Genomic DNA, 25,521 nt, shown 5'->3' with positions numbered 1-25,521 from the left:
TTTGAATTCTATTCAATGTTCGTAAAAGTTTAGTTTCTGGTGAAACTGTTGTTGACATAATATATCAACCCCTTTTCCTGATACCATTGAATAACTAGTAAATTACTTTCTTCTTTCGCCCTATAAGAGTGATTAACTCTCCTCTCGGTAAGCCGATTAACTAGATTATTCCAAATTTAGGTTTACCTTTACGACTACTAAGAAGATGCTTTATCCTTGATCATCCAGGTTTTTATCTCCGGATTAGTAAACTTAATTACTCAGTTTTAGGATACTCCAAGTTACACTAAAATTCTACCATAATTCTGTAGGGGAAGTATCCTCGTTAAGAGGATGATTCCAGGTTTCTTTATTTGATAAACTACTCAATACATACAACTTATACTAGTAGACTCTGGACTGTCCGTTTTAGCAACTTCCGGAACAGTTTTTAGGATTACATCAATTTTCCTTCTTAGGCCATATCAGGCTTCTCCATCGAATTGTTAGGTAGCGGAGTCATCTTGACTAATTTGCTTTCGTCGCAACCCGCTTTTATGGTCTGCTATAATTCAGTATTCTTTCGTTTACTAAACCGACCATCTCCTTTCAAGGTTTATCGGCCCTGGCTATTGGTTAAATAGCAGGAAATTTAGGCCTCTTTGGCGTCCTTAAATACTTAATAGATTATTGTTCAAGTTGTTCATTTTGCATTAATTTCTTATTTGATAATTTAATAATTTAATAAACTTTTTGTTCGTAAAGGCGGTGACTTTCTACGAAAAGGTCGATTAGCTTTAATAATTCCGCATTAATCATTTACTAATCTAACTACTAAAAGGTTCTTTACTCTTAGTAATAATAACTTTTATCTTATGATTGATTAATTTAATAATTTTGCTTTGCGAATTATCCAATTTACTCTAAATTTCTACCTTAACACGTTTAGGGGCAGTGATCGTTTCGATAACGGTGAGATTCCAGGTTTTCATTGATAAACTATCTAATAAGAAGTTAATATATTGATATAATTTAGACTACTAGATTTTTCAGTAAGTAGCGATATAGATGTTATTATATTACATCTTCATATTCTTCTAAGGTCATTTTTAACTTATCCTTTGAATCTATTTTTAACTAATTTTTAGAAACTGCCTGTAATTATTTCTTTTTTAAAGAACCATCCTTATTTTTTAAGTGTTTATCGCACTAGTTATTAGCGAAATCACATGATATTTAGATCATATTTAAAACCCTTGATCATATTATCGATATATTTTTAATTTTATTATTAAATAATTTAAAATAAAGTTTTTTTAAAAAATAAAATTACTTTATTCATATCAAGATTTTTAGGTTTTAAATTTCCTTGATTATTAGAACACATAAAATTATCACAATACCATTTTTTTAAATATTGATACATATCTAAAGATAATGAATCGTATAAATTATTTTGATTATCGATGGATAATAAAGATTTAACAATTGTATACCATGATAAATTTCTATTATAAGGCAAAAAACTTTTTAATTCCCATTGTAAACAGCATTCTAAAATTACTAAAAAATTTGTGTTAACGATTATATAATCATGATTTTTAGCGTAAAAATAATGAAAACTATTAACATAATGAGTTCGTTGGGACATTTCTAAAACCCATTTATGAATAGACAAATTAAAATAATTACGACCTAAATCTAAAAAAAATTGCATAGCTTTATTTTTAACATTTTTATTTAAACAATAATCATACATACCAAATTCTTTTCTTAAAGCGCATAAAGAAATATCAGGGGTGTGTGGATATAATTCGTAAGGTATTATTCTCATTTACAATCCTTTTTAAATAATTTAATTTACAATTTACTCTTATATTTTAAAAAAATGACATTATATTTATTTTAATTTATTTATTAAAATAATAAATTTTTTATATTCAAATAAAAATGATTAATTAAAAAAAATTTTTAATTTTTCTTTTTCGAAACGCTGAAATAGTTTATCTTTCTGACCTACTAAAATTTTATTTTTGGTAATACCAAAAAATTTTAAACTTTCAAAAGTATTTTCTTCCGATTGAATTTGATCTAAAATACATTGAGCGGTAACCGGTAAAAAGGGTTGCAATAAAATGCCAATAAAACGTAGATTTTCTATAGCATTATATAAAAAATAATTTAATTTATTAATATCTTGAGGACAATTACTTTTAAATAATTCCCATGGTTTCATTAAATCAATGTATTTATTGCCATAACGAGCTAAATGCATAATATTTTCGATAGCCTCAGATACTTTAAAATCTTCCATACACGAACGAATTTTTGGTAAAGTTGAAATAGCTAAATTAGATAATTGTAATCCTAATTCATCTTCAAAGTTATTAACTTTAACAATTTTATTATCGCGATATTTTTTTAACATTCCTAAAGAACGACTTAATAAATTACCAACAGTATTTATCAAATCTGTATTATAACGTTCAAACATTAAATCATAAGTTAAACAGCCATCAGATGCATAAGGAATCTCATGTAAAACAAAATAACGAATAGCATCAATAGGAAATATTTTCTTTAAATCATCAACATAAACTACATTTTGAGTAGATTTAGACATTTTACGATCATTAAATAAAATCCAAGGATGAATTAAAAATTGTTTCGGTAAAGGTAGTTTTAAAGCAAATAAAAAACTTAAATAATAAATCAAATGAAATCTCACAATATCTTTACCTATAATTTGTAAATCAGGTGGCCAATATTTAACTAAATTTTTGTGATCATACCAATTTTTAGAATAATCTTTTTCAGGATCATCTAATAAACTTGTAATATAATTACTTAAAGCATCAAACCAAACATAAGTAATATGATCATTATCGAAAGGTAAAGGTATACCCCATTTAAAAGAAGTTCTTGAAATAGATAAATCTGCTAATGGTTCTTTTAATAAATTTAAAATTTCTTTTCGACATGCTAATGGTTTGATTAAATCAGTATTTTCTTTTAAATATTTTAATAAAAGCGGTTGATATTTTGATAATTTAAAAAAATAAACTTCTTCTTGCATCCAAATCGGAGTTTCTCCACTAGGCAACTTTTTATCAATTAAATCTTTTTCTGATACATAACTTTCTTCTGAAATAGAATACCATCCTTGATAAATCCCCAGATAAATATCTTTTTGTTGAAATAGTTGATCTATAAATTTTTGAACATATTGTTTATGTTTTTCATTGGTAGTTCGAATAAAATAATCATATTCAATATTTACAGATTTATAAACCTGTTTAATTTCATAAGAAATAAAATCAACATATTCTTGATTGGACATCTTATTCATTAAAGCTTTATTTTCTATTTTTTGACCATGTTCATCTGTTCCTGTTTGAAAAAAAACAGAATATCCTTCCATTTTTTTAAAACGCGCTATAGCATCTGCTAAAATCATTTCATAAACATTACCTATATGAGGCAAAGCTGAAGTATATACAATTGAAGTAGTAATAAAAAATTTATCTTTTTTCATCATATAAACTAATTTTCATTACTCCTTATTTTCTAACTGATCCATTGGTATTTTCAAATAATGATAAATTTGTTTTTTAGATATATTACGATCTTTAGATAAACATCTTAAAGCTTCTTTTTTGGAATAACCATGTTTTAATAAAAGCAAAAAATGTTCTTCCAAAGATAAATGTTGATATGTTGATAAAAATAAATTTTTATCAATAGTTATTACATATTCACCTTTAAAAGATATTTTCTCTTTTTCTTTTAAAATTTCATTAATATCGCCATAAATAATAGTTTCAAATTTTTTTGTTAATTCTTTAGATAAACTAATATTTCTGCGAATATAATGTTTTTGAATCAATAATAAAGTGTCTAATAAACGCATAGGGGATTCAAATAAAATCAAAGTACCTTCAAAAAAACGATATTTTAATAAAATTCTTTCTTTTTGTATTGTTTTTTTAGGTAAAAAACCTAAAAATAAAAAAGGTAAATCAAAAGTAGAAATACTAAAAGCTGTTATAACAGCGGAAGCTCCTGGTATAGAACATACATAAAAACCTGCTGATTGCACTGTGCGCACTAATAACAAACCCGGATCACTAATTAAAGGAGTTCCTGCATTACTAATAAGAGCTAAATTTTTATTTTGTTTCAATAGGGATAACACTTTAGAAACACGTTGTTTTTCATTAAATTGATGTAATGACAATAAATTATTATTAAATTGATAAAATTTCAAAATTTTATACGCCTGACGAGTATCTTCAGCCAAAATATAATCTACCTGTTTTAGAATATCTAAAGCTCTAAAAGTTAAATCTGACATATTACCTATAGGAGTAGCAACTAAATATAAAGTGGCTTTTTTTTCCTGAAAAGTTTTTTGAGTATATAACATAATTCATATCCATTTTAACTATTCTTTTTTTTAATTTCTAAAATTAAAGCTAACCAACAAAATTTATTTTCCATTTTTAAGCTAATAGGTTCTAAATCATTAAAAATTTTTAACCAATGAATAATCTCTATTTCAGATAAAGAAATTAAATAACTTATTTTAAATAAATCATTTGGAAATATATTTATTGATTTGTTTTGTTTTTTATAAAGCAAATCTAAAAAAAATTTACTTAATATAAATAAAAAATCACTAAAAAAATAATCATAAGTCATCAAATTAAAAGTTTTATTTAATAATTCATTAGAAAAAAATTTTTTATGAAAATTTTCTAAAAAAATTAAAAAAAATTTTTTTAAATTAAATAAATAATGCTTATTAATTAAATAAATTTCTTGTTTATTTATTTCTTTCAATAAATTAAACAATATTTTATCTAAAATATCTTTTTGCAAATCTGGAGTATCAGATAACAAAGATTCAACACAGGGATGCCAACATAATATTTGAGCTCTAGAAACAATAGTAGGTAAAACTAAATTACGATCTTCAGTTATTAAAATACCTAAAATATTTTCATTTATAGGATTTTCTAAAAAATATAATAAACTATTAGCTGCATTGTAACTTATCTTATCTATATCTTCGATAACATAAATCTTTTTTTTTTGCATTAAAGAAGTTTGCGTAAAATAATTAAACATTTCTAAGATTTGTTCTTTACCTACAGAAATATTTTTATTATAACGCAAATAATAAAAATTAGGATAACTATTTTCTGAAATCATTTTTTTTAAATTATCAGGTTTAATTTGATCTGTCTGTAAAAATTCATAAACCAAATCTATAATGAAGGCGTGTTTTGTCGATGTATTATAAGTAGTTTCAATCAAATATAAATGAGATAATTTTTTATCACGTATTAACATTCTAAAATATTCTATTAGATAATTATCAGACATAATCTTTATATATTTAACCCAAATAATTCACGCAATTTTTCCAAAATAATTAAATGTACTTCTTTAACAGAAAGATTATTAGTATTAATTTTAATAATTCTTTTAGGATATCGACGACAAAGCCTTAAATAACCTTTTCTAATTTGTTGGTGCCAAAAAAGTTTTTGAGTGTCAAAACCTTCTAATTTACTTTTATTTCGAACATATAATCTTTTTAAAATTTGTTTAGGTTCTAAATCTAAATAAAAAGTAATATCGGGTAATAAATTATAAGCTAAATAATTAATTTGCTTAATAAATTTAATACCTAATTTCCTCACATAACCTTGATAAACAAAAGAAGAATCTAAATAACGATCACAAATAACAATTTTATTATCTGACAAAGCCGGTTTAATAACTTGTTGAAGATGTTCTATTCTATCTGCTGCATATAATAAAGCTTCTGTAGCAAAATTAATTTTATTATGCGTATTAATTAAAATTTGTTTTATTGTTTTAACTAAATCATAACCACCGGGTTCTCTAGTCATAATAACCGGATATTTATTTTTAATAGTTTTAAATAAAGATAAAACATGAGTTGTTTTGCCTACACCATCTCCACCTTCAAAAGTAATAAACATAAATTTTACCCTTAACTTTCGAATTAAAATTAAAAAATAATAAATTTCAATAAAACAAATAAAACAATTAAATAGAATTATATTTTTTTATTATAAATTAAATAATAAAACTACAAAACAATAATAATAGATGAAAAAATAATATTAAATAATCAATATAATTCATAGAATAATAAGTTAATTTAGTACGCGGAGCTCCCAAAATATAACCTCGCGACTCCATAGCGTTAGCTAAAATAGAAGATTTTTTAAAAGAAAGAACAAAAATAGGTATCAATAAGGCAATAAGATAATAAATTTTTTTGAAAATATTTTGAGTATTTAAATTAATACCTCGAGAAGTTTGCGCTTTTATAATTTTTTGAGACTCAAATAACAAAAAAGGTATAAACATATAAATTAAAGATAATAACATAGTAAAAGTTTCTAAAGGAAAATGAATTTTTTTAAGAGGTTTCAAAATTAACTCTAATCCATCATTTATTTCCATAAAAGAAGTAGTAAGAGAAAATAAAGTAAAAATCAAAAAAATCATCAAAATACGTATAATAACGAAAAAAGTTTTCCATATATAATTCGGAGATAAAAATAACATTTTTATATCACCGATAAACCAACCTCTAGAAAAAAATAAACTAGGCAATAAAAAATTAATTAACAAAAACACATAACTGTACAAACCGCTCAAAAAATAATATTTAAAAACAAAAAATAATAAAACAATTAAAAACCAAATATAAAATTTATCCCACATTAAAATTTTAATGTCATCATAAGCTTTAGACATAGTTGATAAATTAAAGATTAAACTTAATATAATTAACCAATTCAAATGCGAAATATTTTTAATTAATTTTATCCATGAATAATTGGTTTTTGTAAATAACCAAAATACCAAAAAAAAATTAAAAATTAATATCACTATATAAAAAAAATTCTTAAACCAATCATTATGTATAAAATCTGATGTAAAACTTAAACCTAAAATAATTTTTAACCAACAAATAAATACAAATATTTTAACAGCAGGATGAATTGAATATAAAAAAAATCTATTACGATATGAAATTAAATTATTTTTATAATGTTTTACTATCATATCATTAAATCCCACCTAGATAAACTTTACGTAAATAAGATAAACATTCCTCTTCAGAATAAACCGGACGAAAAGGAATGTTTAGAGATTTTTCGATTAATTTTAAAATACGAAAGGTTTGAGGTTCATATAAATTAAATTTTTGCAATTCAAAATTTTTAAAAAAAATTTCTTTAGAATTATCAAAAACAATATTACCTTTTTCCATAAAGATCACGCGAGTAGCGTATTGAGCTACTAAATTCATATCATGAGTAATACAAACAATTGTTTTTTTTTCCACTTGATAAAGATATTGAAAAATATTAATTATATCGAAATAACCTTGAGCATCTAAACCTCTAGTTGGTTCATCCGCAATAATGATCTGTGGTTCCATAATTAAAATCCCAGCAATAGCAACTTTTCTTTGTTGACCACCAGATAATTTAAAAGGAGAAGTATTTAGAAAATTACTATTTATTCCTACTTTATTTAAAATTTCTATAGCTTTTATTTGTAGTTCAGAAATTTTTATATTTTCAGAAGTTAAAGCAAAAAGAACATCTTTTAAAACAGTAGATTCGAATAATTGATATTCAGGAAATTGAAAAATTAAACCTATTTTACGTCTTAAATTAGTTAAAATTGTTGAAGACGTTTTATCATTAATTATTTTATCAAAAATCTTCACTATACCTTTTGTAGACAATAACAAACCATTCATTATTTGTACTAATGTAGATTTACCTGAACCTGTAGGACCAACAATAGCAATAAACTCTTGGTTTGTATTAATAGATAAATTAATTTTGTTTAAAGAAAAAATGTCATCTTTATTATATGTAAAACTTACATCTTTAAATTGTATTGCCATAAAAAATCCTTTAATTTAGACAAAATAATAGGCGGGTTTTGTAATTGATTAAAATCCTGTTGCAATTGGTAATAAAGTTTTAAAGATAAAGGCAAATTGATGAAATTATTTTTTAAAAATATCTCATCTTTCATAAAGTTAACAGGTGTATCTTGTTTTAAAAGATTACCTTTTTGTAAAAAAATAATTTCATCACTTTGAAAAGCAAATTCCCAATCATGAGTAATAATGATTAAAATTTTATTATCAGTTCTATGAATATCTTTAATAATATTATTAACTTCTTTAGTTCCTTGTGGATCTAAAAAAGATGTAGGCTCATCAAAAATTATAATTTGCGGATCCATAACTAAAACAGATGCGATAGCTACTAACTGTTTTTGACCTCCAGACAATTCTTGAGGATTACAATCTAATAAATGTAAAATATTTAATTTTTTAGCAATATTAAAAATCTTTTTTTGCATTTCTTCGCGAGATAAATTTTGATTTTCTAATCCAAAGGCGATATCATGTTTTACATCACAACCAATAAATTGATAATCAGGATTTTGAAAAATAATACCAATACGAGAACGTAATAAAAATAAATTTTCTTCTGTTAATGCAATATTATCAATAATCACTCGACCTTTTTGAATGGGCAATAAACCAACTAAAATTCTAGCTAAAGTAGATTTACCCGAACCATTACCGCCTATAATCGAAATCCATTTTCCAGAATTAACACGAAAATTTAAATTTTGTAAAATTTCATCATCTTTATAACTAAAATACAAATTTTCAACAATAATCATAATCTACCTTAATAACTCGAATATTTTTAATCTCTATTATATTTGAAAATATTTAATAAAATTAAAAATTATTAAAACATAAAATATAATAAAAAAATATCAAAAATATTTAATTCAAATAAAACGAATAATAGCCATAGGAGCTGAATCGCCACGACGAAATTCAGTTTTAATAACACGTGTATAACCGCTTGATCTATCGTTATATTTCGGAGAAATTTCCTTAACTAATTTACGCAAAATTGTTTGATTATTACTAAATTTTTGATTAAAAAATAAATTTAAAGCTCTTCTATGATTAGCTAAATTTGATGTTTTTGTTAAATTAATAACTTTATCCATAATACGACGTAACTCTTGAGCTTTTGATAAAGTAGTAGTTATCTGTTCAGCTATCACTAAACTAGATACTAAATTTTTCAATAAAGCTTTTTTTTGAGATTTATTACGTCTTAATTTGCTAAAACTCATAATATAACATTTATCCTCTTTTCGTTAAATTGTTTAGTTTATTCTGATTTATTTAACATACCAAAATGCAAATCTAAATTCTTCATTTTTTCTTTAAGTTCTTCAAAAGATTTTTTTCCTAAACTACTTAATTTAGTAATTTCTTCTTCTTGGTGACTAACTAATTCTCGAACAGTAAAAATTTTCGATTTTTTTAAACTATTTAATAATCTAACTGATAATTCTAATTGTTCAATTTTAAAATCTAATGCATGATTATGATGAGATTTTTCAGGTTCTTGAATAAAATTAATCTGTTGAGTTTCTTCTGATAATTCCACTAAAACAGCTAAATGATCTAATAAAATTTTAGCTGCTAAAGCTAAAGCTTTTTTAGGAGTAATAGCACCATTAGTTTCAATTTCTAAAATTAATTCTTCTTTATTACCTAATTTTGATTCTACATGAAAAGTACTACGAACAATAGGAGTATATATAGAATCTATAGCGATAACACCAAATTCGCCGCGGTTATAAATTTTATTTTCTTCAGAACCTTTATAACCAATACCTCGACGGACAGTTACTTCCATTTTCAATCTTGCATTTGAACTTAAAGTTGCTATTAAATGAGATGGATTAATAATTTTAATACCCGCAACAGGTTTAAAATCAGCGGCTGTTACTTCTTTAGGGCCTGTTACATCCATTTCTAATTTTTGTTCAAAATCTTCTATAGAATTATAATCAGAACTTAAAATAACCCCTTTTAAATTAAGTAAAATAGTCATTACATCTTCAGTAATACCTTCTATAAAACTAAACTCATGTTTAACACCTTCAATTTTAACATTAACAATAGCGATACCAGGCAAAGAAGAAATTAAAATTCTTCTTAAAGGTGTACCTAAAGTATTACCATAAGTCGAAGATAAACATTGAATAATAAAACGACTACAATTAGAATTAGAATTTTCTTCTTCTTGAATTTGCATTATAGGTTTTAAAAATTGTAATTTTTTCATGTCAATATCCTTTTTTATCCACGAGGGCGTTTACGAGGTCTACAACCGTTATGAGGAACAGGAGTAGCTTCTTTCAAACACGAAACAAATAACTCCGCATCTTGCAAAAGTAAAACAGTATCGCGAGCAACACCAATACCATTAAAACGAACTTCTACTTGTTTGGCGCCATAATTTTTAGTGGCTATTTCGAAAACACTTTTGGCAACTTGTTGAGCAGCAAATAAATTACTTTTACGAGTCCCATGGAAACCTAACATACCAGCACTCTTTTGTACAATAGTATTACCTTGTTCATCTGTAAAATTAATAATAGTATTATTAAAACTAGTTTTTATATGAATAATTCCCACAGGAACATTTTTTTTAACTTTTTTATCTTTTTTGATTTGTTTTTTTGAAGACATAAATTAAATTATCCTCTTTTTTTGATATTATTTTTTTTAACTGAATCAGCAAGATTTATTTGCCGATTTCGTCTAGATGTTTTAGCATTATTACGAGTATTTTGACCTCTTGCTGGCAAACCCAAGTTATGCCTTCTACCTCTATAAGAATTAATAGATATTAAATTTTTAATATTCATTAAAGAAAGTTCTCTCCTAAGCAAACCTTTTTCGTTTAATTTATTAATTTCTGTTCTAATAGCGGCTAATTGAGATTCTTGCAAATCTTTTACTCTAATATTTGCATCAATATTAATTGATTGTAAAATTTTACGAGATGTTTTGATACCTATACCATAAATATAAGTTAAACCAATCAAAATACTTTTAGTACCAGGAATATCTGCTCCTGCAAGTCTTAACATTTATAATATACTCCTTTCTGTATTAACCTTGTCTTTGATTATGACGACGTTGCTTTTTATTAATAACAAACACTTTTTTATTACGTCGAACAATAATATCATCAGCACTACGTTTTTTTACAGATGCACGCACTTTCATAATTTAGATTCCTTTACACTTTACAATTTATAATTTATAACGATATACAATACGGCCTATATCTTTAGAATCTGAACTAAATTCTACCTTTACTTTATCGCCTAAAGAAATATGAATATTATTTTTGCGTATTTTACCCGAAATACAAGCTATTATATTTTTTTTATTAGGCAATTCCAATTTAAATTTAGCACCGGGTAATGTTCCAACAACCGAAGCATCTATACTTATTTTTTCCATATAATAGTCTTAATAACCCCTTATTACAAATTTATAATGTTAAAATTTCATAACCTTTATCAGTAACTAAAATAGTATGTTCAAAATGAGCACTTAAACTATTATCTTTACTAACTGCCGTCCAACCATCAGGAAGTATTTTAACTTCTTTACTACCTAAAGTAAACATTGGTTCGATGCAAAAAGTCATACCTGGCACTAATACGTAATCTTTTTCAACAAAATTAAAATTAAAAATATAAGGTTTTTCATGTAAAGATTTACCAATACCATGACCAGAAAAACTTTCAATAATACCATAACCATTTAAAATACCTATTTTAAAAATAGCATTTGAAATATTTGATATTCGGTTGCCCGGGTAAACTTGTTCAATACCTTTATACAAAGCTTCTTGAGTATCTTTCAATAATTTAATGGTTTTATCAGGAATATCACCTATAGCATATGTCCACGCAGCATCTACAAAATAACCCTGATATTTAATCCCTAAATCTATAGTTATGATATCACCAGTTTTTAAAATCTCTTTGTCAGAAGGTACTCCATGAACTATCGCATCATTCACAGAAGTACAAATATATCCTGGAAAACCATCATAATTTTTAAAAGCAGAAATAACATCATATTCTTTTATAAATTTATTAGCTAATAAATCTAATTCTCCTGTAGAAATACCTTCTTTTAAAAAAAAAATCAATTTTTTCTTAATTTGGGATAAAATTTTTCCTGCCATTTTCATTATAGCGATTTCATCTTTTTTTTTAACGAATAACATAATATAATTGATTCCATTTTGTATATTTTAATAAAAAAACTTTATTCCATAAAATTACTAAATAAAACATTTAATAAAATTAAAATAATTTATTATATAATTTATCAACATTAGTGCTAGTTGTAATTTTTTGTACAATTTCAATAGCTACACCAACCACAATTATAAGACTAGTTCCTCCTAAATTAAAAGTAGAAAGACGATCTGATTTATTAAATAGCAAGAAATTAATTATATCAGGTAAAGCAGCTAACATTGTTAAAGAAAATGCTCCCATAAGAGTCACTTTAAACACTTTTTGTGTAATTTTATACACAGTCTCTTGACCTGGTTTAACTCCATCTAGATAAGCATCTTGTTTAGATAAATGATTAGCAATCTCATGAGGATCTAACATAATAAAAACAGAAAAAAACGAAAATAATAAAATTAATAAAAGATAAATAAAAAAACCTAAACCTAAATAATAATATTGTGATTCTTGTAACTGACGAGTAAATTTTTTAAAAGCATTATCTTCCGATAAAAAAGCGCCTATAGTTGGCAAAATATTAAGAAAAGTATTAGCTAAAATAATAGGTAAAATACCGGAAGTATTAATTTTTAAAGGTATATGGTTTTGAATTTTATCATGTTTTTTATGTGTAGCATAATTAATAGGAATTTTTAAATAAGAAGAGCATAAAATAATTGTTAAAATCAATAAAATTAAAAAAGATAATGAAATTAAAATTTTTTTGCTTAAACTAAAAACATTATCATTTAACCATAAATATTTAAAACTTTTAGATAAATTTTCACTTATACTTATAACTATAAAAATAGAAACTCCATTACCTATACCTTTATTAGTAATTAGATCAGATAACCAAATACAAATAAAAGAACCAACAATTAAAAAAAATACTACTTGTAAAACTAAAAATTTTTGTTGAGCAATATCAAACATTCTAGAGCGAATAACAGAGGATAATCCTTGTCCTAAAGCTATTATTAAAGTAAGCAATCTAGTAATAAAATTAATTTTGTACTTACCAATAGAACCTTGTTCATTCCATTCTTTTAAAGATGGAAAAATTTTACTAGCAATTTGTATAATAATAGAAGAAGTGATATAAGGCATTACCCCTAAAGATAACAAATATATAGGCATATAACTATTAAATATAGAGATATCTCTTGATAATGCTTTTTGGATCTGCGAAAATCTTAAAATATTAAGAGGTATACATGGAATGTATATTTTTAAACCAATTACATAAATAAAAATAATAAATAAAGTTAAAAAAATTTTATTTATAATATGTCGTTTATCTTTAATAAAGCTTACTAATATTTTCATTAAAATTTACCTTTTTTATTTTATTTTATACAACTTTAATTTTCCCTCCGGATTTTATAATAGCTTCTTCCGCTTTTTTAGAAAATTTGACAGCTTGTACTATTAATCTTTTAGTTAAATTACCTTTGGCTAAAATTTTAATTAAATCATTATTTTTTTTAATGATTTTATGTTCTGCTAATAATTGAGGAGTCACCAAAGTATCATTTTCAAATTTTTCTAAATCTTCAATATTAACTAAAGAATATTGTTTTTTATTAAAGTTATAAAAACCCTGTTTCGGAATACGTTGAAAAAAAGGAGTTTGACCACCTTCAAAACCTATACGCGTTTTTCCACCAGAACGAGCTAATTGTCCTTTATGGCCGCGACCGCAAGTTTTACCTAATCCGCTACCAGGACCTCTTCCTAAGCGTTTAATACTCTTACGCGCTTTATAAACAGGCTTCAATGCGTTCAACATACAATTAACAACTCTCCTTTCTTATTTAATAAAAAATAATCAATTATATAATTAAAATTTTTAATTAATTGAAACTAAATGTTTAATAATTTTTAACATTCCGCGTACTACGGCTTTTTCTTCTTTAACAACAATTTGATTAATCTTTTTAAGCCCCAAGGCATGAGCTGTTTTTATTTGTTTCGGAGTGCATCCGATTAAGCTTTTGCATAATTTAATTTTAATTTGATTCATTTAGCAATTCCTCGAATACGATTTTGTAACGAAACACCCCTAAGTTTTTCTGCATCCTGTATAGTTTTTAATTGCTTAAGACCGTTAACTGTAGCTCTCAAAACGTTAATATGCGTGCGTGAACCAAAAGTTTTTGTAATAATATCGGTAATTCCTGCTAATTTAAAAATTGATCTTGCTGCTGTTCCTCCTGCTACAATACCTGTACCTTTGGAAGCTGGTTTTAAAAAAAATTTAGTAGCTCCAAAACGACCTATAATTTCGTGAGGTATAGTAGTACCATTTAAAGCAACACAAAATAAATTTTTTTTAGCTTTCTCAACAGCTTTTTTAATAGCTTCTAAGACTTCTTGAGCTTTACAAGAAGCGAATCCGATATTACCCTTTTGATCACCTACTACAACTAAAGCAGAAAAACGAAAACGACGCCCACCCTTAACAACTTTAACAATTTTACTAATTTTGACTATTTTCTCTTCAAATGAAGAGAATTTTTTTTTATTAGATAATTCTCTTTTCATAAATGTCTCCATTTTTTTAAATAACTGAACATATTATTAAAAATTTAAACCTTCTGCTCGAGCAGAATCAGCTAAAACTTTAATGCGACCATGATAAAGATATCCGCCTCGATCAAAAACAACATTTTTAATACCTTTTGCCAAAGCTTTTTGAGCAATTATTTTGCCAATGTCCGAAGCTATCTTAGTATTAACAATATTAGCATGAATATGTTTACTATGAACACTACATAAAGTAATACCTAAATGATCATCAATAATTTGAACATAAAAATATCTATTAGAATAAGAAACATTTAAACGGGGTTTTTGCGAACTACCTACAATTTTTTTTCTTAAACGTAAATGACGTTTTCGCCTTAAAAGTTGAGAAGATTCTTTTTTAATCATAAACCGAATAAATTCCTTTTTTATTTTTTAGCACTCTTACCAGCTTTACGATGAATATAACCGCCAACATAATATATTCCTGTCCCTTTATAAGGTTCTGGTTTAGCAAGTAATATTAGTTTTGCAGCAAATTCACCTACTAATTGTTTATCAACACCTTTAATAGTAATTAAATTATTTTGTTTATTAACTTGTACTATTAAATTAGGATAAATATCAACAATAATATCATGAGAATAACCCAATTTAAAGACTAATTTATTTCCTTCTACTATACATGAATAACCTAAACCTGTAATTTTTAGCTCTTTAGAGAAAAAATGTTTAACTCCTTGAATCATATTATTCAATAAAGCTCTAGTAGTACCATGAATTTTCTTAGTAAAATTATTATTATTAGGTCTAGTAATAGTAATAATATTATCTTTTTTACTAATAACTAAGTTAGGGTTAAATTGAAATTCTAATTTTCCTTGCGAAGAGGACACCGAAACTTGATTATCTGATTTAATTTCCACCAAAACACCTTCCGGAATCGCAATAATTTTCCTTCCTACCCGTGACATAAAAAATTCTCCTTCATTAAAATAACTACCAAATATAAGCTAAAACATGCCCTCCAACATTCAATGATGAAGCTTCATAATCTGTTAAAATACCTCGAGAAGTAGAAATTAAAGCTATCCCAAAACCATTTCTCACTTTAGGAATTTCTTTAACTGAAACATACTTAGAAACTCTTTTTAATCCTTTGATAACACTTTCTTTAGTCTCTTTATTATATTTTAAATAAATAACGATCTTATTTAGTGCTTTATCTACAATAAAATTAGTGATAAATCCTTCTTTTTTAAGAACTTCTAACATTCTAATTTTTAAATTTGAACAAGGTACAAAAACTTCATCATGTTTCATTGCATTAGCATTTCTAATTCTTGTTAATAAATCAGCAATAGTATCTGTCATTACCATAATTTTATACTTGTACTTCCTTTTATATTTACCAACTCATTTTTATAATTCCAGGAATTTCACCTTTATTAGCTAATAAACGAAAATTAATTCTAGATAATCCAAATTTTCGCATATAACCTCTTGCTCTACCATCAATCTTATCTATATTTTTACAACGCACAATAGAAGATTTAACAGGTAATTTAGCTAAACTTTGATAATCTTTTTTTTGTTTTAATTCTAATCTTTTACTAAAATATTTTAAAAATATTTCTTTTTGTTTTAAATTTTTAATAATTTTTGATTTCTTAGCCATATAATTATACTCCTATTTTTATTTTATCCTTTTAAAAGGCATGCCATAAAAATCTAATAATTTTTTAGCTTGTTGATCATTTTTAGCTGTAGTAACTATACAAATATCCATACCAAAATTTCTTTTTACTTGATCTAAGCTAATTTCCGGAAAAATAATTTGTTCTTTAATACCTAAATTATAATTACCTTTGCCATCGAAAGATTTTAAGGAAAGTCCTGAAAAATCTTTTATCCTAGCTAACACAATGTGAATCAATTTATTTAAAAAAAACTCTTTTCTATGACCTCTTAAAGTTACTTTTAAACCAATTATTTCTTTAGTTCTTAATTTAAAATTAGAAATAGATTTTTTGGCTTCGGTATTAATGGGGGTTTGGCCACTAATTAAAGCTAATTGTTGACGACAATCGGCTAAAAATTTAGCATCCGAAGCAGCTTTTCCTAAACCTACATTAATAACAATTTTTTCTATCTTAGGGACTTGCATAATAGAATGAAAATTAAAAATTTCTTTTAAAGCCAAAAAAGTATTATTTTTTGTATAATTATTGTTTTTATTGATTTCCATATTATTTAACCTTTTTTTATTCAAGTAATAATTGCTAAACCTGTTTTTTTAGAATAACGAATTTTTTTATCTGAATCAAAGCGAAAACCTACACGAGTCGGAACTTTTAAATTAGGATCAATTAAAGCCACATTTGAAATATGAATAGGCATTTCTTCTTTGATAATTTGACCTTTTTTATCGTTATCATCAGCAGAAGTTTTATGCTTAATAGCAATATTTACGCCTTCCACTAAAACTTTTTGCTCTTTAAAAAAAACTTTTATTACTTTACCTGTACGAAAAACTTTTTTTTTACTTTCAGGATCTATAATATAACGATCTTTTCCTGAAATAATAGCTACTATATCACCTTTTTTTATATGCATTTGAATAACCTCATACTACTAAAACTTCCTCAGCTAAAGATATAAATTTAGAAAAATTATTTTTTTGAAAATTTTGATTTCTAATAGCAGGTCCAAAAATTCTAGTTCCTCTTGGAGTCATATCATCCTTAATCATAACAACTGCATTATCATCAAATTTAATATAACTACCATTTTTACTTTTAAAACCATGTTTAGTTCTTAAAATAAGAGCTTTAGAAATACTACCTTTTTTAATTAAGCTAGTAGTGGTAGTTTTTTTAACAGAAACTGTAACTAAATCTCCAATATAAGCATAACGTTTACCAGTATCTCCTGGAATACCAATTACTAAAACTTCTTTAGCACCACTATTATCTGCAACTTTTAAACGTGTATTAACTTGAATCATAAATCAGACACCTTTTTAACAGAACGTAAAATTTTTACTAAACGAAATCTCTTCAATTTCGATAAAGGACGAGTTTCTTCGATGGAAACCATATCGCCTATCTGAGCATCTTCGTTAGGATCATGAGCATAAAATTTACTAATTTTTTTAACACTTTTACCATATAATGAATCCTGTTTGTCATATTTAACAGCTACAGTAATAGTTTTAGACATTTTATCAGAAATAACAGTTCCCGAAAGTTTTTTTCTAACATTACGCATTTATATAATCCCTCCTTTTTTAATTTTTTAATTAAATAATCAATTAAAAATTAATTTTTAAATTAAAATGTTGTTAACATAAAATTTCAATTTATCCTATAAAGTTTTAAAAAATAATATTAACCGAAAATAATAAAAATTATAAATAAGTTTTTAATAATAATCTTTTAACAATCATTATGTAAATTTAATTAATCTCCGAAAACAAACAACAAACATGTAAGTGTCCAATATTTGTTCCTGATTAATATCTTAACCATTTTTAGATTAAATAAATCATTACTGATTTATTTTATCATGTTATTATGTCTTTTTTATCTTTTAATTTAAAACATCAAAATAATTTCATATTTAATAATTAAAGATTTAATATTAAGTAATTATATAATAAAATTTTAATAATTGGAACCATAATAATATATGTTTTCTTGAAATAAATAGTTTATTTATTTTTTTCTTTATTTTTTTTCTTGAATAACAGTTTTTAAACGAGCAATATTTTTACGAATTTTACGGATTACAGAAGTATCTTTTAATTTGGATAATCCCGATTGAAAATGTTGTTCAAAATATTCTTTTTGATAATATTCAAGATTTTTTAAAATCTCATCAATGCTCATCTTACGAATTTCATTAATTTTCATATTAACTTCCCTTTGGCAACAATTTTAGTTTTAATAGGTAGTTTGTGCGAAGCCAATCGTAAAGCTTCTCTTTCGAATTTTTCTATATTATTTAAATCACGAACTTCAAACATAACAGTACCACGTTTAACAACAGCTACCCAATTTACTACATTACCCTTACCAGAACCCATTCGAACTAATTTTTTTTCAGTAATTGGTAAATTAGGGAAAATATTAATAAACACTTTACCTTCTCTTTTTAAATGACGAGTCATAGCTATACGAGCAGCTTCAATTTGGCGATTACTAATCCAATGACCTTGTTGAGCTACTAAACCATAGTTACCATTTAAAATTCTAGTTTGGCCTTTAGCCTTTCCTTCGTAACTTAAACGATGTAAACGACGATATTTAGTTTTTTTCGGCATTAACATAAAAAATTACCTCTTTTATTGAAGATTATTTATAGATAACTCATTATAAGTAACTATTAATATAAAAATTATTTATTTACTTGATTTTCTGGTTTTGAATTAGATATATTTTCACGAGATATTGTTTTAGAAATTTCCCGATCATCTTTAGGAGAATAATTACCATCACAAACCCAAACTTTAACACCTAATACCCCATGAATAGTTTTAGCGGCAACATATGCATAATCAATTTTAGAACGAAAAGTTCCTAAAGGCAAAATACCTTTAATAGTGGTTTCTGTTCGAGCAATTTCAGCACCACTTAAACGCCCTTTAAGACTAATCTTAATTCCTTTAACTCCCGCTTTTAAAGCTTTTTGAATATACATTTTTTTCACAGCTCTAAAAAAAGCTCTTTGTTGTAATTGTGCAGCTATATTTTGAGCTATTAAAGAGGCTACTTTTTCAGGATTTTTAACTTCAATTACATGAATATTAATATTTTTTTTAATTAATTTATATACTTCTTGGACTAGTTTGTTTTTTTCTTTATTGTCAGATCCTACAACAACTCCTATTTTAGGAGTATGTAAAAAAATTTCAATATTTTCTTCATTTTCTTTTTTTAAACGTTGAATTTCCACGCGAGCAATAGTTCCCAAAGGATAATAATTGTTAATAAAATTTCTAATACGATAATCTTCATTAATCAACAAAGGAACTTTTTTATCTTCTGCATACCAATTAGATGACCAATTACGAAGTAATGATAATCTTAAAATAATAGGACTACTCTTTTGACCCACTAGACACTACCTTCCTTTCTGATTCAGATTCGTTGGAAGCCACAAAAATAGTTATATGACTAGTATTTTTTTGAATTTGATTACTTCTTCCTTTAGCTCGAGGTAATAATCGTTTCATTCTAACACCTTGATTAACAAAAATTTTTTTAACATATAAATTATTAATATTAAAATTAAAATTATTAACAGCATTAGAAACAGCACTTTTTAATAATTTTGAAACCACAATGGCAGCAGCTTTATTAGTGAAATCCAAAATAGCTTGAGCTTCTTCAATAGATTTATCACGAATTAAATCAATAACTAAACGTATTTTTCTAGGCGCTATCGGTACTCGTTTAGCGATAGCTTTTACATCATTGTTAATCATTTTATAAATTTTCTCGCTTTCCTAGAACTTTATTTTTTTTGTGAACTTTTATCTTTTTTAGCATGAACTACATGTTTACGAGTAAAAGCAAAAGAACCTAATTTATAACCTACCATATCTTCGGTAATAAATAAATCTGTAAAATCTTTACCATTATGAACAGCAATTTTATGACCAACAAATTCAGGTATTATACTAGTATCACGAGAATAAGTTTTTATAGTTTTTTTAATTTTTTGTTTTTCTTGTCGCATCACTTTAGATAATAAATTATGATCAGCAAAAAACCCCTTTTTAATAGAACGACTCATTATTACTATTAAACTCCTTATTTTTTACGACGTTTTAATATTAAACTTGTAGATTTTTTATTTTTTTTGCGCGTTTTAATACCACGATCAGGTTTACCAGTATAACTTCTTGAAGAAACATATCCAATAGGACTACGTCCTTCGCCACCACCATGAGCATGATCATTAGGATTCATAGCGGTACCTCTTACTTTAGGCCTTTTATTTAAATAACGCGATCTTCCTGCTTTACCATTTCGAATTAATTTATAAGTATCATTGCCTATAGCTCCTATAGTAGCTCTACATGTAGATAAAACTTTACGAATTTCTCCTGACGGTAAATTTAAAACTACATATTTATCTTCACGAGATACAATAGTAGCATAAGCACCAGCTCCGCGAGCTAATTGGCCACCTTTACCAGGTTTTAATTCAATATTACTCACAACTGAACCGATAGGAAGATTTTTTAAAGGTAAAACATTTCCTACTTTAATATCGGATCCTAAACCTGATGAAATATAACTACCAACAGTTAATCCTTTTAAAGATAAAATATATCTTTTTTCACCATCTTGATAATGGATTAAAGAAATATAAGCATTCCTTTTAGGATCGTATTCTATAGTAGCGACCTTACCTAAAATACCATCTTTATCACGCTTAAAATCTATAAGACGAATTTTTTGTTTAGCTCCGCCTCCATGACCTCTTACAGTAATAACACCTCGATTATTACGTCCTCCTGTATTACTTTTAAATAATAATAACTTTTTTTCCGGTTTAGAAGTAGTAAGTTCGTTAAAACTTTGTAATTGCATATTTCTATGGCCATTAGAGGTAGGTTTGTATTTTTTGATAGACATAATTAACCTTTTTTCCTTTAATTTGTTAAATATAATTTAAAATTTTTTTAAATAATTAAAACTTCAAAAAAATTATAAATCTTATTGAATATTATTTAATTTCACTAAATCCGTTAATTCTTTGTCCCGGAACAACTTTAACAATAGCTTTTTTATAAGCTGAGGTGTAACCAGAATATTTACCTTTTCTTTTAAATTTTGGTAAAACATTCATAATATTAACAGACATAACATTAACTTTAAAAATATATTCTATAGCTTTTTTAATTTCTATTTTATTAATATTTTTATCAATCTTGAAAAAATATTTATTATACAAATCCATTTGTTTATTAGTTGCTTCGGTAATTATAGGAGCTTTAATATATTTATAATATTTATTCATTCGCAACTGTTCCTTCCAAATAATTAATCGCTTGACGAGTAATAATTAAATATTTTGCTTGGAAAATTTGATAAACACTAAAATGATTAACACTTTCTAAAATAACTTGAGATATATTATTAGTAGATTTGATTAAATTATCAGTTAATTCTTGTACTACAATTAAAATTTTATAATCCAAATTAACATTTAATTCTGTTAATAATTTTGTAAATTCTTTAGTTTTTGAAGTTTGTAAATCTAAAGAATCTAAAACTATTAAACTGTTATTGCGGAAGTGCCAAGATAAAGCTGAATAAAAAGCCAATTTACGAATCTTAGCATTAATTTTAAAATGATAATCTCTTTTTTTCAAAGCAAAAGTATGACCCCCGCCTCGCCAAATAGGAGAACGAATAGTTCCTTGACGAGATCTACCTGTTCCTTTTTGAGCCCAAGGTTTACGACCGCCCCCTGAAACTTCAGAACGATTTTTAGTTTTATGATTGCCAAGCCTTTTAGCAGCTCTTTGTTGATTAATTACATCATAAATTACTTGTTGATGCAATTTGATTCCAAAAATTTTATCTGATAAAATTATTTCTTCACATGGTTGACCATGTATATTAATAACGTTACACTTAAGCATGAGATATAGCCTCTTTATTAGTTTTTTTAACAGTTGATTTGATCATCACAAAACCTTTATTAGGGCCAGGGATGCTGCCTTTAATCAAAATAACATCTTTATCAGATATTATTGATATAATTTTTAAATTTTGCATAGTCACCTTATGAAAACCCATTTGGCCAGGTAAATGTTTACCTTTTTGATTTCCTTTTATAGGACCATTAGAACCTGGTCTTCGATGAAATCGAGAACCATGACTTTTTGGACCAATAGTTTGATTATATTTTTTAATAACTCCCGAAAAACCTTTACCTTTGCTAATTCCTGTTACATCTACAAAATCTCCGGAATTAAAAATGTTAATATCCACAATTTGTCCCGGAGTTAACTGAGATAATTCATTTAAGGTATTATGATTAAAAACAATTTCACGTACAAAAGATTTAGGGGAAGAATTATATTTACTAAAATGACCTTGAAGCGGTTTTGTCGTATTTTTTTCTTTTTTAGTTCCAAAAGCTAATTGCGTCGCTTGATAACCATCTTTTTCTAGATTTTTTTGTTGCAAAACAACATTATCAGCAACATGAACGATAGTGACAGGGATTACTAAACCTTGATCATGATCAAAGAATTGCGTCATACCTATTTTTCGTCCTAAAATTCCTTTAGACATGTTAAATAATATCTCCTTTTAAAATAGTAATAAAAAATAAAAAAATAATATTAACTAAATTAATACGATATTTTTATTAATAAAAAATTACTAAAAATTATTGTTTAATACTAATATCTACAGATTTTGGAATATTAATACGAGTTAATGCGTCAATAGTTTGAGCATTAGGGTTAATAATCTGAATTAAACGTTTATGAGTAAAACGACCAAATTGTTCTCGACTATCTTTATTAACAAAAGTAGATCGCAAAACAGTAAATATTTCTTTACGAGTAGGCAATGGTATAGGACCTTTTATTTTGGCTCCAGTTGCAATAATACTATCAATAATTTTTTGAACAGTTGGTTTTAACATTTTAAAATCATAAGTTTTTAAACAAATTTGAAAAATTTCTGGTTTTTTTTTCATTACTTGAATTACCTTTCCTATTTTAGGTAAATAAAATATTTACTTTATATTTATATATATAAATTCTTAATTTTTATAAGAAAATAACATATATAAAAAATTTTTTATTAATATAAAAAATAATTTAATTTATTATAATAAATAATCAAATTAAAAAATAAAATATTTTATATTATTCCGAAATTACCTCAAATAATATAAAATATTCACAGAATATACACATTTATCATTATATCATAAAAAAATATATCTATTTATATCAACAAAAAAAATATAATAAAAATATAATTTCTAACAAAATATAAAAAATTATTTTTATATATTCTTAATAGCAGCTCTAAGTTTAGCTGAACGACTACAAGAATTAAAAGCTTGTTCTTCAGCAGACGGACGAAGAACTTTTTTATTTATTATTCTTAAAGCAGGAATCGGTAAATATTGTTGTTGAATGGGCAAGCGAGATAAAATGGCATCATTAGAACTATTCTTTTTAAAAAAATGTTTTACCAAACGATCTTCTAAAGAATTAAAACTAATAACAACTATAATACCACCTTTTTTTAATAATTTTAAATCGGGATAGATTAACTCGGTTTAGAAAGTGCATTGATAATTTAACTTTCATATTCGCAATTAGCCCCCCACAGAACCGGACAAGCAAGTTTCCCAGCATCCGGCGCCTAATATCTGATTACAGATATTGAAACTCTTTCGCCATGTAAAGGTTATTACCCTTCGCCGTGGTCAGGTTCTTCTAAAATATTCCAATTCTAGAATTAAACTGACGACTACTCTAAGTTTCGCTTTTCCCTTGAGCCTAACAGCTGTTAGTTTTAACCCTTTGGTGGTGCTTTTAGGGAGATCAAAGTTACGACATAATTCTACGAGAAGTGTTAGGTGCAGTTTACAATTGTTGCCAATTGGAGCATTCATAAAAATATTAATAACAATATTTTAATGAAATTAGTGTAGAAAAGGGTTAGTTTTTTAACCATATTGATAATATATATAATACCAAAGTTTTTATATTATATATCTTTCCTAATCCTGGTGTCAATATCTTACCAGAATGTTTACAGATTACCACGCTACTTAACCGCTTAGGGATTTTCACCTTCTCCTTAACTTCTGGTCTGGCGCTGACTTATTGACTAGATATTTCGTCTCATCGCGCTTGCGTGCTTTTGCTGTTATCAATTACTCTTTCGAGATAATTAATCAAGCCCACCTTACAGTGTTTACGTGACCTCTGGAGATTATCACTCCAGGCTATTCGTTAAATAGCGGAATTATGCGCATCTTTTGCGCCCACTTTGTTCTAAAGCTACTTTTAAACATTTTAATTCTTGATTAACTTCTATACGCAAAGCTTGAAAAATTCTTTTGGCACTATGTATACGGATAGATTAATTGCGTTTTATTCAGCGATTTATCTTTGCTGTTTTATTTACAATCAGCCCCCGTCCAAACCGGACAAGCAAGTTTCCAAGCATCCGGCTTTCCATAATTCACTCTCTCTCGAGAACTAATGTCTCCTCGCGGTTAATTAGCTATTTATTCTTATTGTTCTTGTTTGCTAATATCATGTATTTGTTGATTGGTTATCTTGCGATGACAATCTTTACACAGTACCTTTGTTCTTTTATTCATGATACTTTGGTGATGCGCATTGCGGACCATCCCAATGTGATGAATTTGAAGTTGGGTTGTTTTGTCGCAATTCTCACAACATTCCGCCTTTAAACGGTCGGTTAGATGGGTACGACCTTGGAAAATATACTTATTGATGGTAATATCGGGATTTTCCTTATAATTACGCATTTTTTTAATTTTGTCCCAAGTGTAAACATTCCATGGTTCGTATTGGGTTTCCCTTTTGTTAATATAAACAATCCCCCAAGTTGAACCAATTTTACATTTCTTTCGAACTTTGGCAATTGACGTTTTCCGTTTCCTTGCTAGTGTTTTCAAACAGCTGTATTCAGCTAGATAACTTAAGTGAGTCAAAACACTTGGATTGTTAGTCCAACAAAAGTATTGGATAATTCCTCTAACAATTGT

Annotated in this window: 38 protein-coding genes and 2 pseudogenes; all 40 read right to left on the bottom strand. The window is 25.8% G+C overall.

Features of this window, described 5'->3' with window-relative positions:
- Nucleotides 1-1,279: 1,279 nt before the first annotated feature.
- Entirely contained in the window at nucleotides 1,280-1,813 is a 534-nt protein-coding gene (locus tag NQK76_RS01685) for a hypothetical protein (protein ID WP_255872676.1), read from the bottom strand.
- 120 nt (nucleotides 1,814-1,933) lie between these two features.
- Nucleotides 1,934-3,517, bottom strand: coding sequence for a class I tRNA ligase family protein (locus tag NQK76_RS01680; RefSeq protein ID WP_004995574.1), 1,584 nt, complete (start codon nucleotides 3,515-3,517; stop codon nucleotides 1,934-1,936).
- A gap of 15 nt (nucleotides 3,518-3,532) precedes the next feature.
- Nucleotides 3,533-4,405 (bottom strand): 16S rRNA (cytidine(1402)-2'-O)-methyltransferase, encoded by an 873-nt coding sequence (gene rsmI / locus NQK76_RS01675; RefSeq protein WP_255872675.1) that lies wholly within the window; start codon nucleotides 4,403-4,405, stop codon nucleotides 3,533-3,535.
- A gap of 14 nt (nucleotides 4,406-4,419) precedes the next feature.
- The gene (locus tag NQK76_RS01670; protein WP_255872674.1) at nucleotides 4,420-5,367 is read right to left on the bottom strand and encodes a DNA polymerase III delta subunit-related protein; all 948 of its coding nucleotides are present in this window, start codon (nucleotides 5,365-5,367) and stop codon (nucleotides 4,420-4,422) included.
- A gap of 5 nt (nucleotides 5,368-5,372) precedes the next feature.
- Nucleotides 5,373-5,993: a dTMP kinase gene (tmk, locus tag NQK76_RS01665; protein ID WP_213680439.1), complete on the bottom strand. Its 621-nt coding sequence runs from the start codon at nucleotides 5,991-5,993 to the stop codon at nucleotides 5,373-5,375.
- Between the two features lie 97 nt (nucleotides 5,994-6,090).
- On the bottom strand, nucleotides 6,091-7,092 hold the full coding sequence (locus NQK76_RS01660) for an energy-coupling factor transporter transmembrane component T family protein (RefSeq protein ID WP_004995570.1): 1,002 nt from the start codon (nucleotides 7,090-7,092) through the stop codon (nucleotides 6,091-6,093).
- Nucleotides 7,093-7,096: 4 nt separating this feature from the next.
- Nucleotides 7,097-7,948 (bottom strand): ATP-binding cassette domain-containing protein, encoded by an 852-nt coding sequence (locus NQK76_RS01655; protein ID WP_255872673.1) that lies wholly within the window; start codon nucleotides 7,946-7,948, stop codon nucleotides 7,097-7,099.
- Nucleotides 7,924-8,745 carry an ATP-binding cassette domain-containing protein gene (locus NQK76_RS01650; RefSeq protein ID WP_004995568.1) on the bottom strand — a complete coding sequence of 274 codons (822 nt, stop codon included), beginning with the start codon at nucleotides 8,743-8,745 and terminating at the stop codon, nucleotides 7,924-7,926. The genes NQK76_RS01655 and NQK76_RS01650 overlap by 25 nt, the downstream gene beginning before the upstream one ends.
- Before the next feature lie 114 nt (nucleotides 8,746-8,859).
- A complete protein-coding gene (rplQ, locus tag NQK76_RS01645; RefSeq protein WP_213680437.1) occupies nucleotides 8,860-9,216 on the bottom strand; it encodes a 50S ribosomal protein L17 in 357 nt (118 codons plus the stop codon).
- A gap of 38 nt (nucleotides 9,217-9,254) precedes the next feature.
- Nucleotides 9,255-10,220, bottom strand: a complete 966-nt coding sequence (locus NQK76_RS01640; RefSeq protein WP_054598487.1) for a DNA-directed RNA polymerase subunit alpha — start codon at nucleotides 10,218-10,220, stop codon at nucleotides 9,255-9,257.
- Between the two features lie 14 nt (nucleotides 10,221-10,234).
- A complete protein-coding gene (rpsK, locus tag NQK76_RS01635) occupies nucleotides 10,235-10,627 on the bottom strand; it encodes a 30S ribosomal protein S11 (RefSeq protein WP_004995564.1) in 393 nt (130 codons plus the stop codon).
- An 8-nt stretch (nucleotides 10,628-10,635) separates the two neighbouring features.
- On the bottom strand, nucleotides 10,636-11,031 hold the full coding sequence (locus NQK76_RS01630; protein ID WP_004995562.1) for a 30S ribosomal protein S13: 396 nt from the start codon (nucleotides 11,029-11,031) through the stop codon (nucleotides 10,636-10,638).
- 22 nt (nucleotides 11,032-11,053) lie between these two features.
- A complete protein-coding gene (rpmJ, locus tag NQK76_RS01625) occupies nucleotides 11,054-11,170 on the bottom strand; it encodes a 50S ribosomal protein L36 (protein WP_213680435.1) in 117 nt (38 codons plus the stop codon).
- A gap of 27 nt (nucleotides 11,171-11,197) precedes the next feature.
- Complete coding sequence (gene infA, locus NQK76_RS01620) at nucleotides 11,198-11,410, bottom strand: translation initiation factor IF-1 (protein WP_004995558.1); 213 nt, start codon at nucleotides 11,408-11,410, stop codon at nucleotides 11,198-11,200.
- A 31-nt stretch (nucleotides 11,411-11,441) separates the two neighbouring features.
- Nucleotides 11,442-12,188 carry a type I methionyl aminopeptidase gene (gene map, locus NQK76_RS01615; protein ID WP_004995555.1) on the bottom strand — a complete coding sequence of 249 codons (747 nt, stop codon included), beginning with the start codon at nucleotides 12,186-12,188 and terminating at the stop codon, nucleotides 11,442-11,444.
- Nucleotides 12,189-12,267: 79 nt separating this feature from the next.
- Nucleotides 12,268-13,530 (bottom strand): preprotein translocase subunit SecY, encoded by a 1,263-nt coding sequence (gene secY / locus NQK76_RS01610; RefSeq protein WP_255872672.1) that lies wholly within the window; start codon nucleotides 13,528-13,530, stop codon nucleotides 12,268-12,270.
- Nucleotides 13,531-13,555: 25 nt separating this feature from the next.
- Nucleotides 13,556-13,993 carry a 50S ribosomal protein L15 gene (gene rplO / locus NQK76_RS01605; protein ID WP_004995547.1) on the bottom strand — a complete coding sequence of 146 codons (438 nt, stop codon included), beginning with the start codon at nucleotides 13,991-13,993 and terminating at the stop codon, nucleotides 13,556-13,558.
- A gap of 60 nt (nucleotides 13,994-14,053) precedes the next feature.
- Nucleotides 14,054-14,227, bottom strand: a complete 174-nt coding sequence (gene rpmD, locus NQK76_RS01600) for a 50S ribosomal protein L30 (RefSeq protein WP_004995546.1) — start codon at nucleotides 14,225-14,227, stop codon at nucleotides 14,054-14,056.
- On the bottom strand, nucleotides 14,224-14,748 hold the full coding sequence (gene rpsE / locus NQK76_RS01595) for a 30S ribosomal protein S5 (protein WP_152908764.1): 525 nt from the start codon (nucleotides 14,746-14,748) through the stop codon (nucleotides 14,224-14,226). The genes rpmD and rpsE overlap by 4 nt, the downstream gene beginning before the upstream one ends.
- Nucleotides 14,749-14,784: 36 nt before the next feature.
- Nucleotides 14,785-15,138, bottom strand: a complete 354-nt coding sequence (gene rplR / locus NQK76_RS01590; RefSeq protein ID WP_004995543.1) for a 50S ribosomal protein L18 — start codon at nucleotides 15,136-15,138, stop codon at nucleotides 14,785-14,787.
- A gap of 20 nt (nucleotides 15,139-15,158) precedes the next feature.
- Entirely contained in the window at nucleotides 15,159-15,704 is a 546-nt protein-coding gene (rplF, locus tag NQK76_RS01585; RefSeq protein WP_004995540.1) for a 50S ribosomal protein L6, read from the bottom strand.
- A gap of 25 nt (nucleotides 15,705-15,729) precedes the next feature.
- Entirely contained in the window at nucleotides 15,730-16,110 is a 381-nt protein-coding gene (gene rpsH / locus NQK76_RS01580; RefSeq protein WP_004995537.1) for a 30S ribosomal protein S8, read from the bottom strand.
- Between the two features lie 28 nt (nucleotides 16,111-16,138).
- Entirely contained in the window at nucleotides 16,139-16,408 is a 270-nt protein-coding gene (gene rpsN, locus NQK76_RS01575; RefSeq protein WP_255872671.1) for a 30S ribosomal protein S14, read from the bottom strand.
- A gap of 18 nt (nucleotides 16,409-16,426) precedes the next feature.
- The gene (gene rplE / locus NQK76_RS01570; protein WP_004995530.1) at nucleotides 16,427-16,978 is read right to left on the bottom strand and encodes a 50S ribosomal protein L5; all 552 of its coding nucleotides are present in this window, start codon (nucleotides 16,976-16,978) and stop codon (nucleotides 16,427-16,429) included.
- Nucleotides 16,979-16,998: 20 nt separating this feature from the next.
- Nucleotides 16,999-17,346 carry a 50S ribosomal protein L24 gene (rplX, locus tag NQK76_RS01565; RefSeq protein WP_213680431.1) on the bottom strand — a complete coding sequence of 116 codons (348 nt, stop codon included), beginning with the start codon at nucleotides 17,344-17,346 and terminating at the stop codon, nucleotides 16,999-17,001.
- A gap of 10 nt (nucleotides 17,347-17,356) precedes the next feature.
- Nucleotides 17,357-17,737 carry a 50S ribosomal protein L14 gene (rplN, locus tag NQK76_RS01560; RefSeq protein WP_004995527.1) on the bottom strand — a complete coding sequence of 127 codons (381 nt, stop codon included), beginning with the start codon at nucleotides 17,735-17,737 and terminating at the stop codon, nucleotides 17,357-17,359.
- Nucleotides 17,734-18,000 carry a 30S ribosomal protein S17 gene (gene rpsQ, locus NQK76_RS01555; RefSeq protein ID WP_004995526.1) on the bottom strand — a complete coding sequence of 89 codons (267 nt, stop codon included), beginning with the start codon at nucleotides 17,998-18,000 and terminating at the stop codon, nucleotides 17,734-17,736. Before rpsQ ends, rplN begins: the two co-directional genes overlap by 4 nt.
- 458 nt (nucleotides 18,001-18,458) lie before the next feature.
- Nucleotides 18,459-18,644 (bottom strand): 50S ribosomal protein L29, encoded by a 186-nt coding sequence (rpmC, locus tag NQK76_RS01550; RefSeq protein WP_193622243.1) that lies wholly within the window; start codon nucleotides 18,642-18,644, stop codon nucleotides 18,459-18,461.
- Nucleotides 18,641-19,060 (bottom strand): 50S ribosomal protein L16, encoded by a 420-nt coding sequence (rplP, locus tag NQK76_RS01545; RefSeq protein ID WP_004995522.1) that lies wholly within the window; start codon nucleotides 19,058-19,060, stop codon nucleotides 18,641-18,643. The genes rpmC and rplP overlap by 4 nt, the downstream gene beginning before the upstream one ends.
- A 68-nt stretch (nucleotides 19,061-19,128) precedes the next feature.
- On the bottom strand, nucleotides 19,129-19,848 hold the full coding sequence (gene rpsC, locus NQK76_RS01540; protein ID WP_004995521.1) for a 30S ribosomal protein S3: 720 nt from the start codon (nucleotides 19,846-19,848) through the stop codon (nucleotides 19,129-19,131).
- Nucleotides 19,832-20,218 carry a 50S ribosomal protein L22 gene (rplV, locus tag NQK76_RS01535; protein ID WP_054598485.1) on the bottom strand — a complete coding sequence of 129 codons (387 nt, stop codon included), beginning with the start codon at nucleotides 20,216-20,218 and terminating at the stop codon, nucleotides 19,832-19,834. The genes rpsC and rplV overlap by 17 nt, the downstream gene beginning before the upstream one ends.
- 29 nt (nucleotides 20,219-20,247) lie before the next feature.
- Nucleotides 20,248-20,529 (bottom strand): 30S ribosomal protein S19, encoded by a 282-nt coding sequence (rpsS, locus tag NQK76_RS01530; protein WP_004995516.1) that lies wholly within the window; start codon nucleotides 20,527-20,529, stop codon nucleotides 20,248-20,250.
- 17 nt (nucleotides 20,530-20,546) lie between these two features.
- Nucleotides 20,547-21,377 (bottom strand): 50S ribosomal protein L2, encoded by an 831-nt coding sequence (gene rplB, locus NQK76_RS01525; RefSeq protein WP_004995505.1) that lies wholly within the window; start codon nucleotides 21,375-21,377, stop codon nucleotides 20,547-20,549.
- Between the two features lie 91 nt (nucleotides 21,378-21,468).
- A complete protein-coding gene (gene rplW, locus NQK76_RS01520; protein WP_004995504.1) occupies nucleotides 21,469-21,762 on the bottom strand; it encodes a 50S ribosomal protein L23 in 294 nt (97 codons plus the stop codon).
- Nucleotides 21,755-22,390 carry a 50S ribosomal protein L4 gene (gene rplD, locus NQK76_RS01515; protein WP_004995502.1) on the bottom strand — a complete coding sequence of 212 codons (636 nt, stop codon included), beginning with the start codon at nucleotides 22,388-22,390 and terminating at the stop codon, nucleotides 21,755-21,757. The genes rplW and rplD overlap by 8 nt, the downstream gene beginning before the upstream one ends.
- Nucleotides 22,383-23,048, bottom strand: a complete 666-nt coding sequence (gene rplC / locus NQK76_RS01510) for a 50S ribosomal protein L3 (RefSeq protein WP_004995500.1) — start codon at nucleotides 23,046-23,048, stop codon at nucleotides 22,383-22,385. Before rplC ends, rplD begins: the two co-directional genes overlap by 8 nt.
- Before the next feature lie 97 nt (nucleotides 23,049-23,145).
- Complete coding sequence (gene rpsJ / locus NQK76_RS01505) at nucleotides 23,146-23,460, bottom strand: 30S ribosomal protein S10 (protein WP_004995498.1); 315 nt, start codon at nucleotides 23,458-23,460, stop codon at nucleotides 23,146-23,148.
- 315 nt (nucleotides 23,461-23,775) lie between these two features.
- Nucleotides 23,776-24,033, bottom strand: a pseudogene (gene mraW, locus NQK76_RS01500) (16S rRNA (cytosine(1402)-N(4))-methyltransferase); the annotation flags it as partial.
- 737 nt (nucleotides 24,034-24,770) lie between these two features.
- Nucleotides 24,771-24,854: pseudogene (gene mraW, locus NQK76_RS02595) on the bottom strand (16S rRNA (cytosine(1402)-N(4))-methyltransferase); the annotation flags it as partial.
- 166 nt (nucleotides 24,855-25,020) lie between these two features.
- On the bottom strand, nucleotides 25,021-25,521 hold a 501-nt coding region (locus NQK76_RS01490), incomplete at its 5' end, for a group II intron reverse transcriptase/maturase (protein WP_305109584.1).

It is taken from the genome of Candidatus Phytoplasma australasiaticum subsp. ipomoeae, from assembly GCF_024425275.1.
In the GTDB taxonomy this organism is placed as follows: Bacteria; Bacillota_I; Bacilli_A; order Acholeplasmatales; family Acholeplasmataceae; genus Phytoplasma; species Phytoplasma australasiaticum.
The sequence above is the reverse complement of the archived record's forward strand: the minus strand, read 5'-3'. Positions and strand labels throughout refer to the sequence as shown.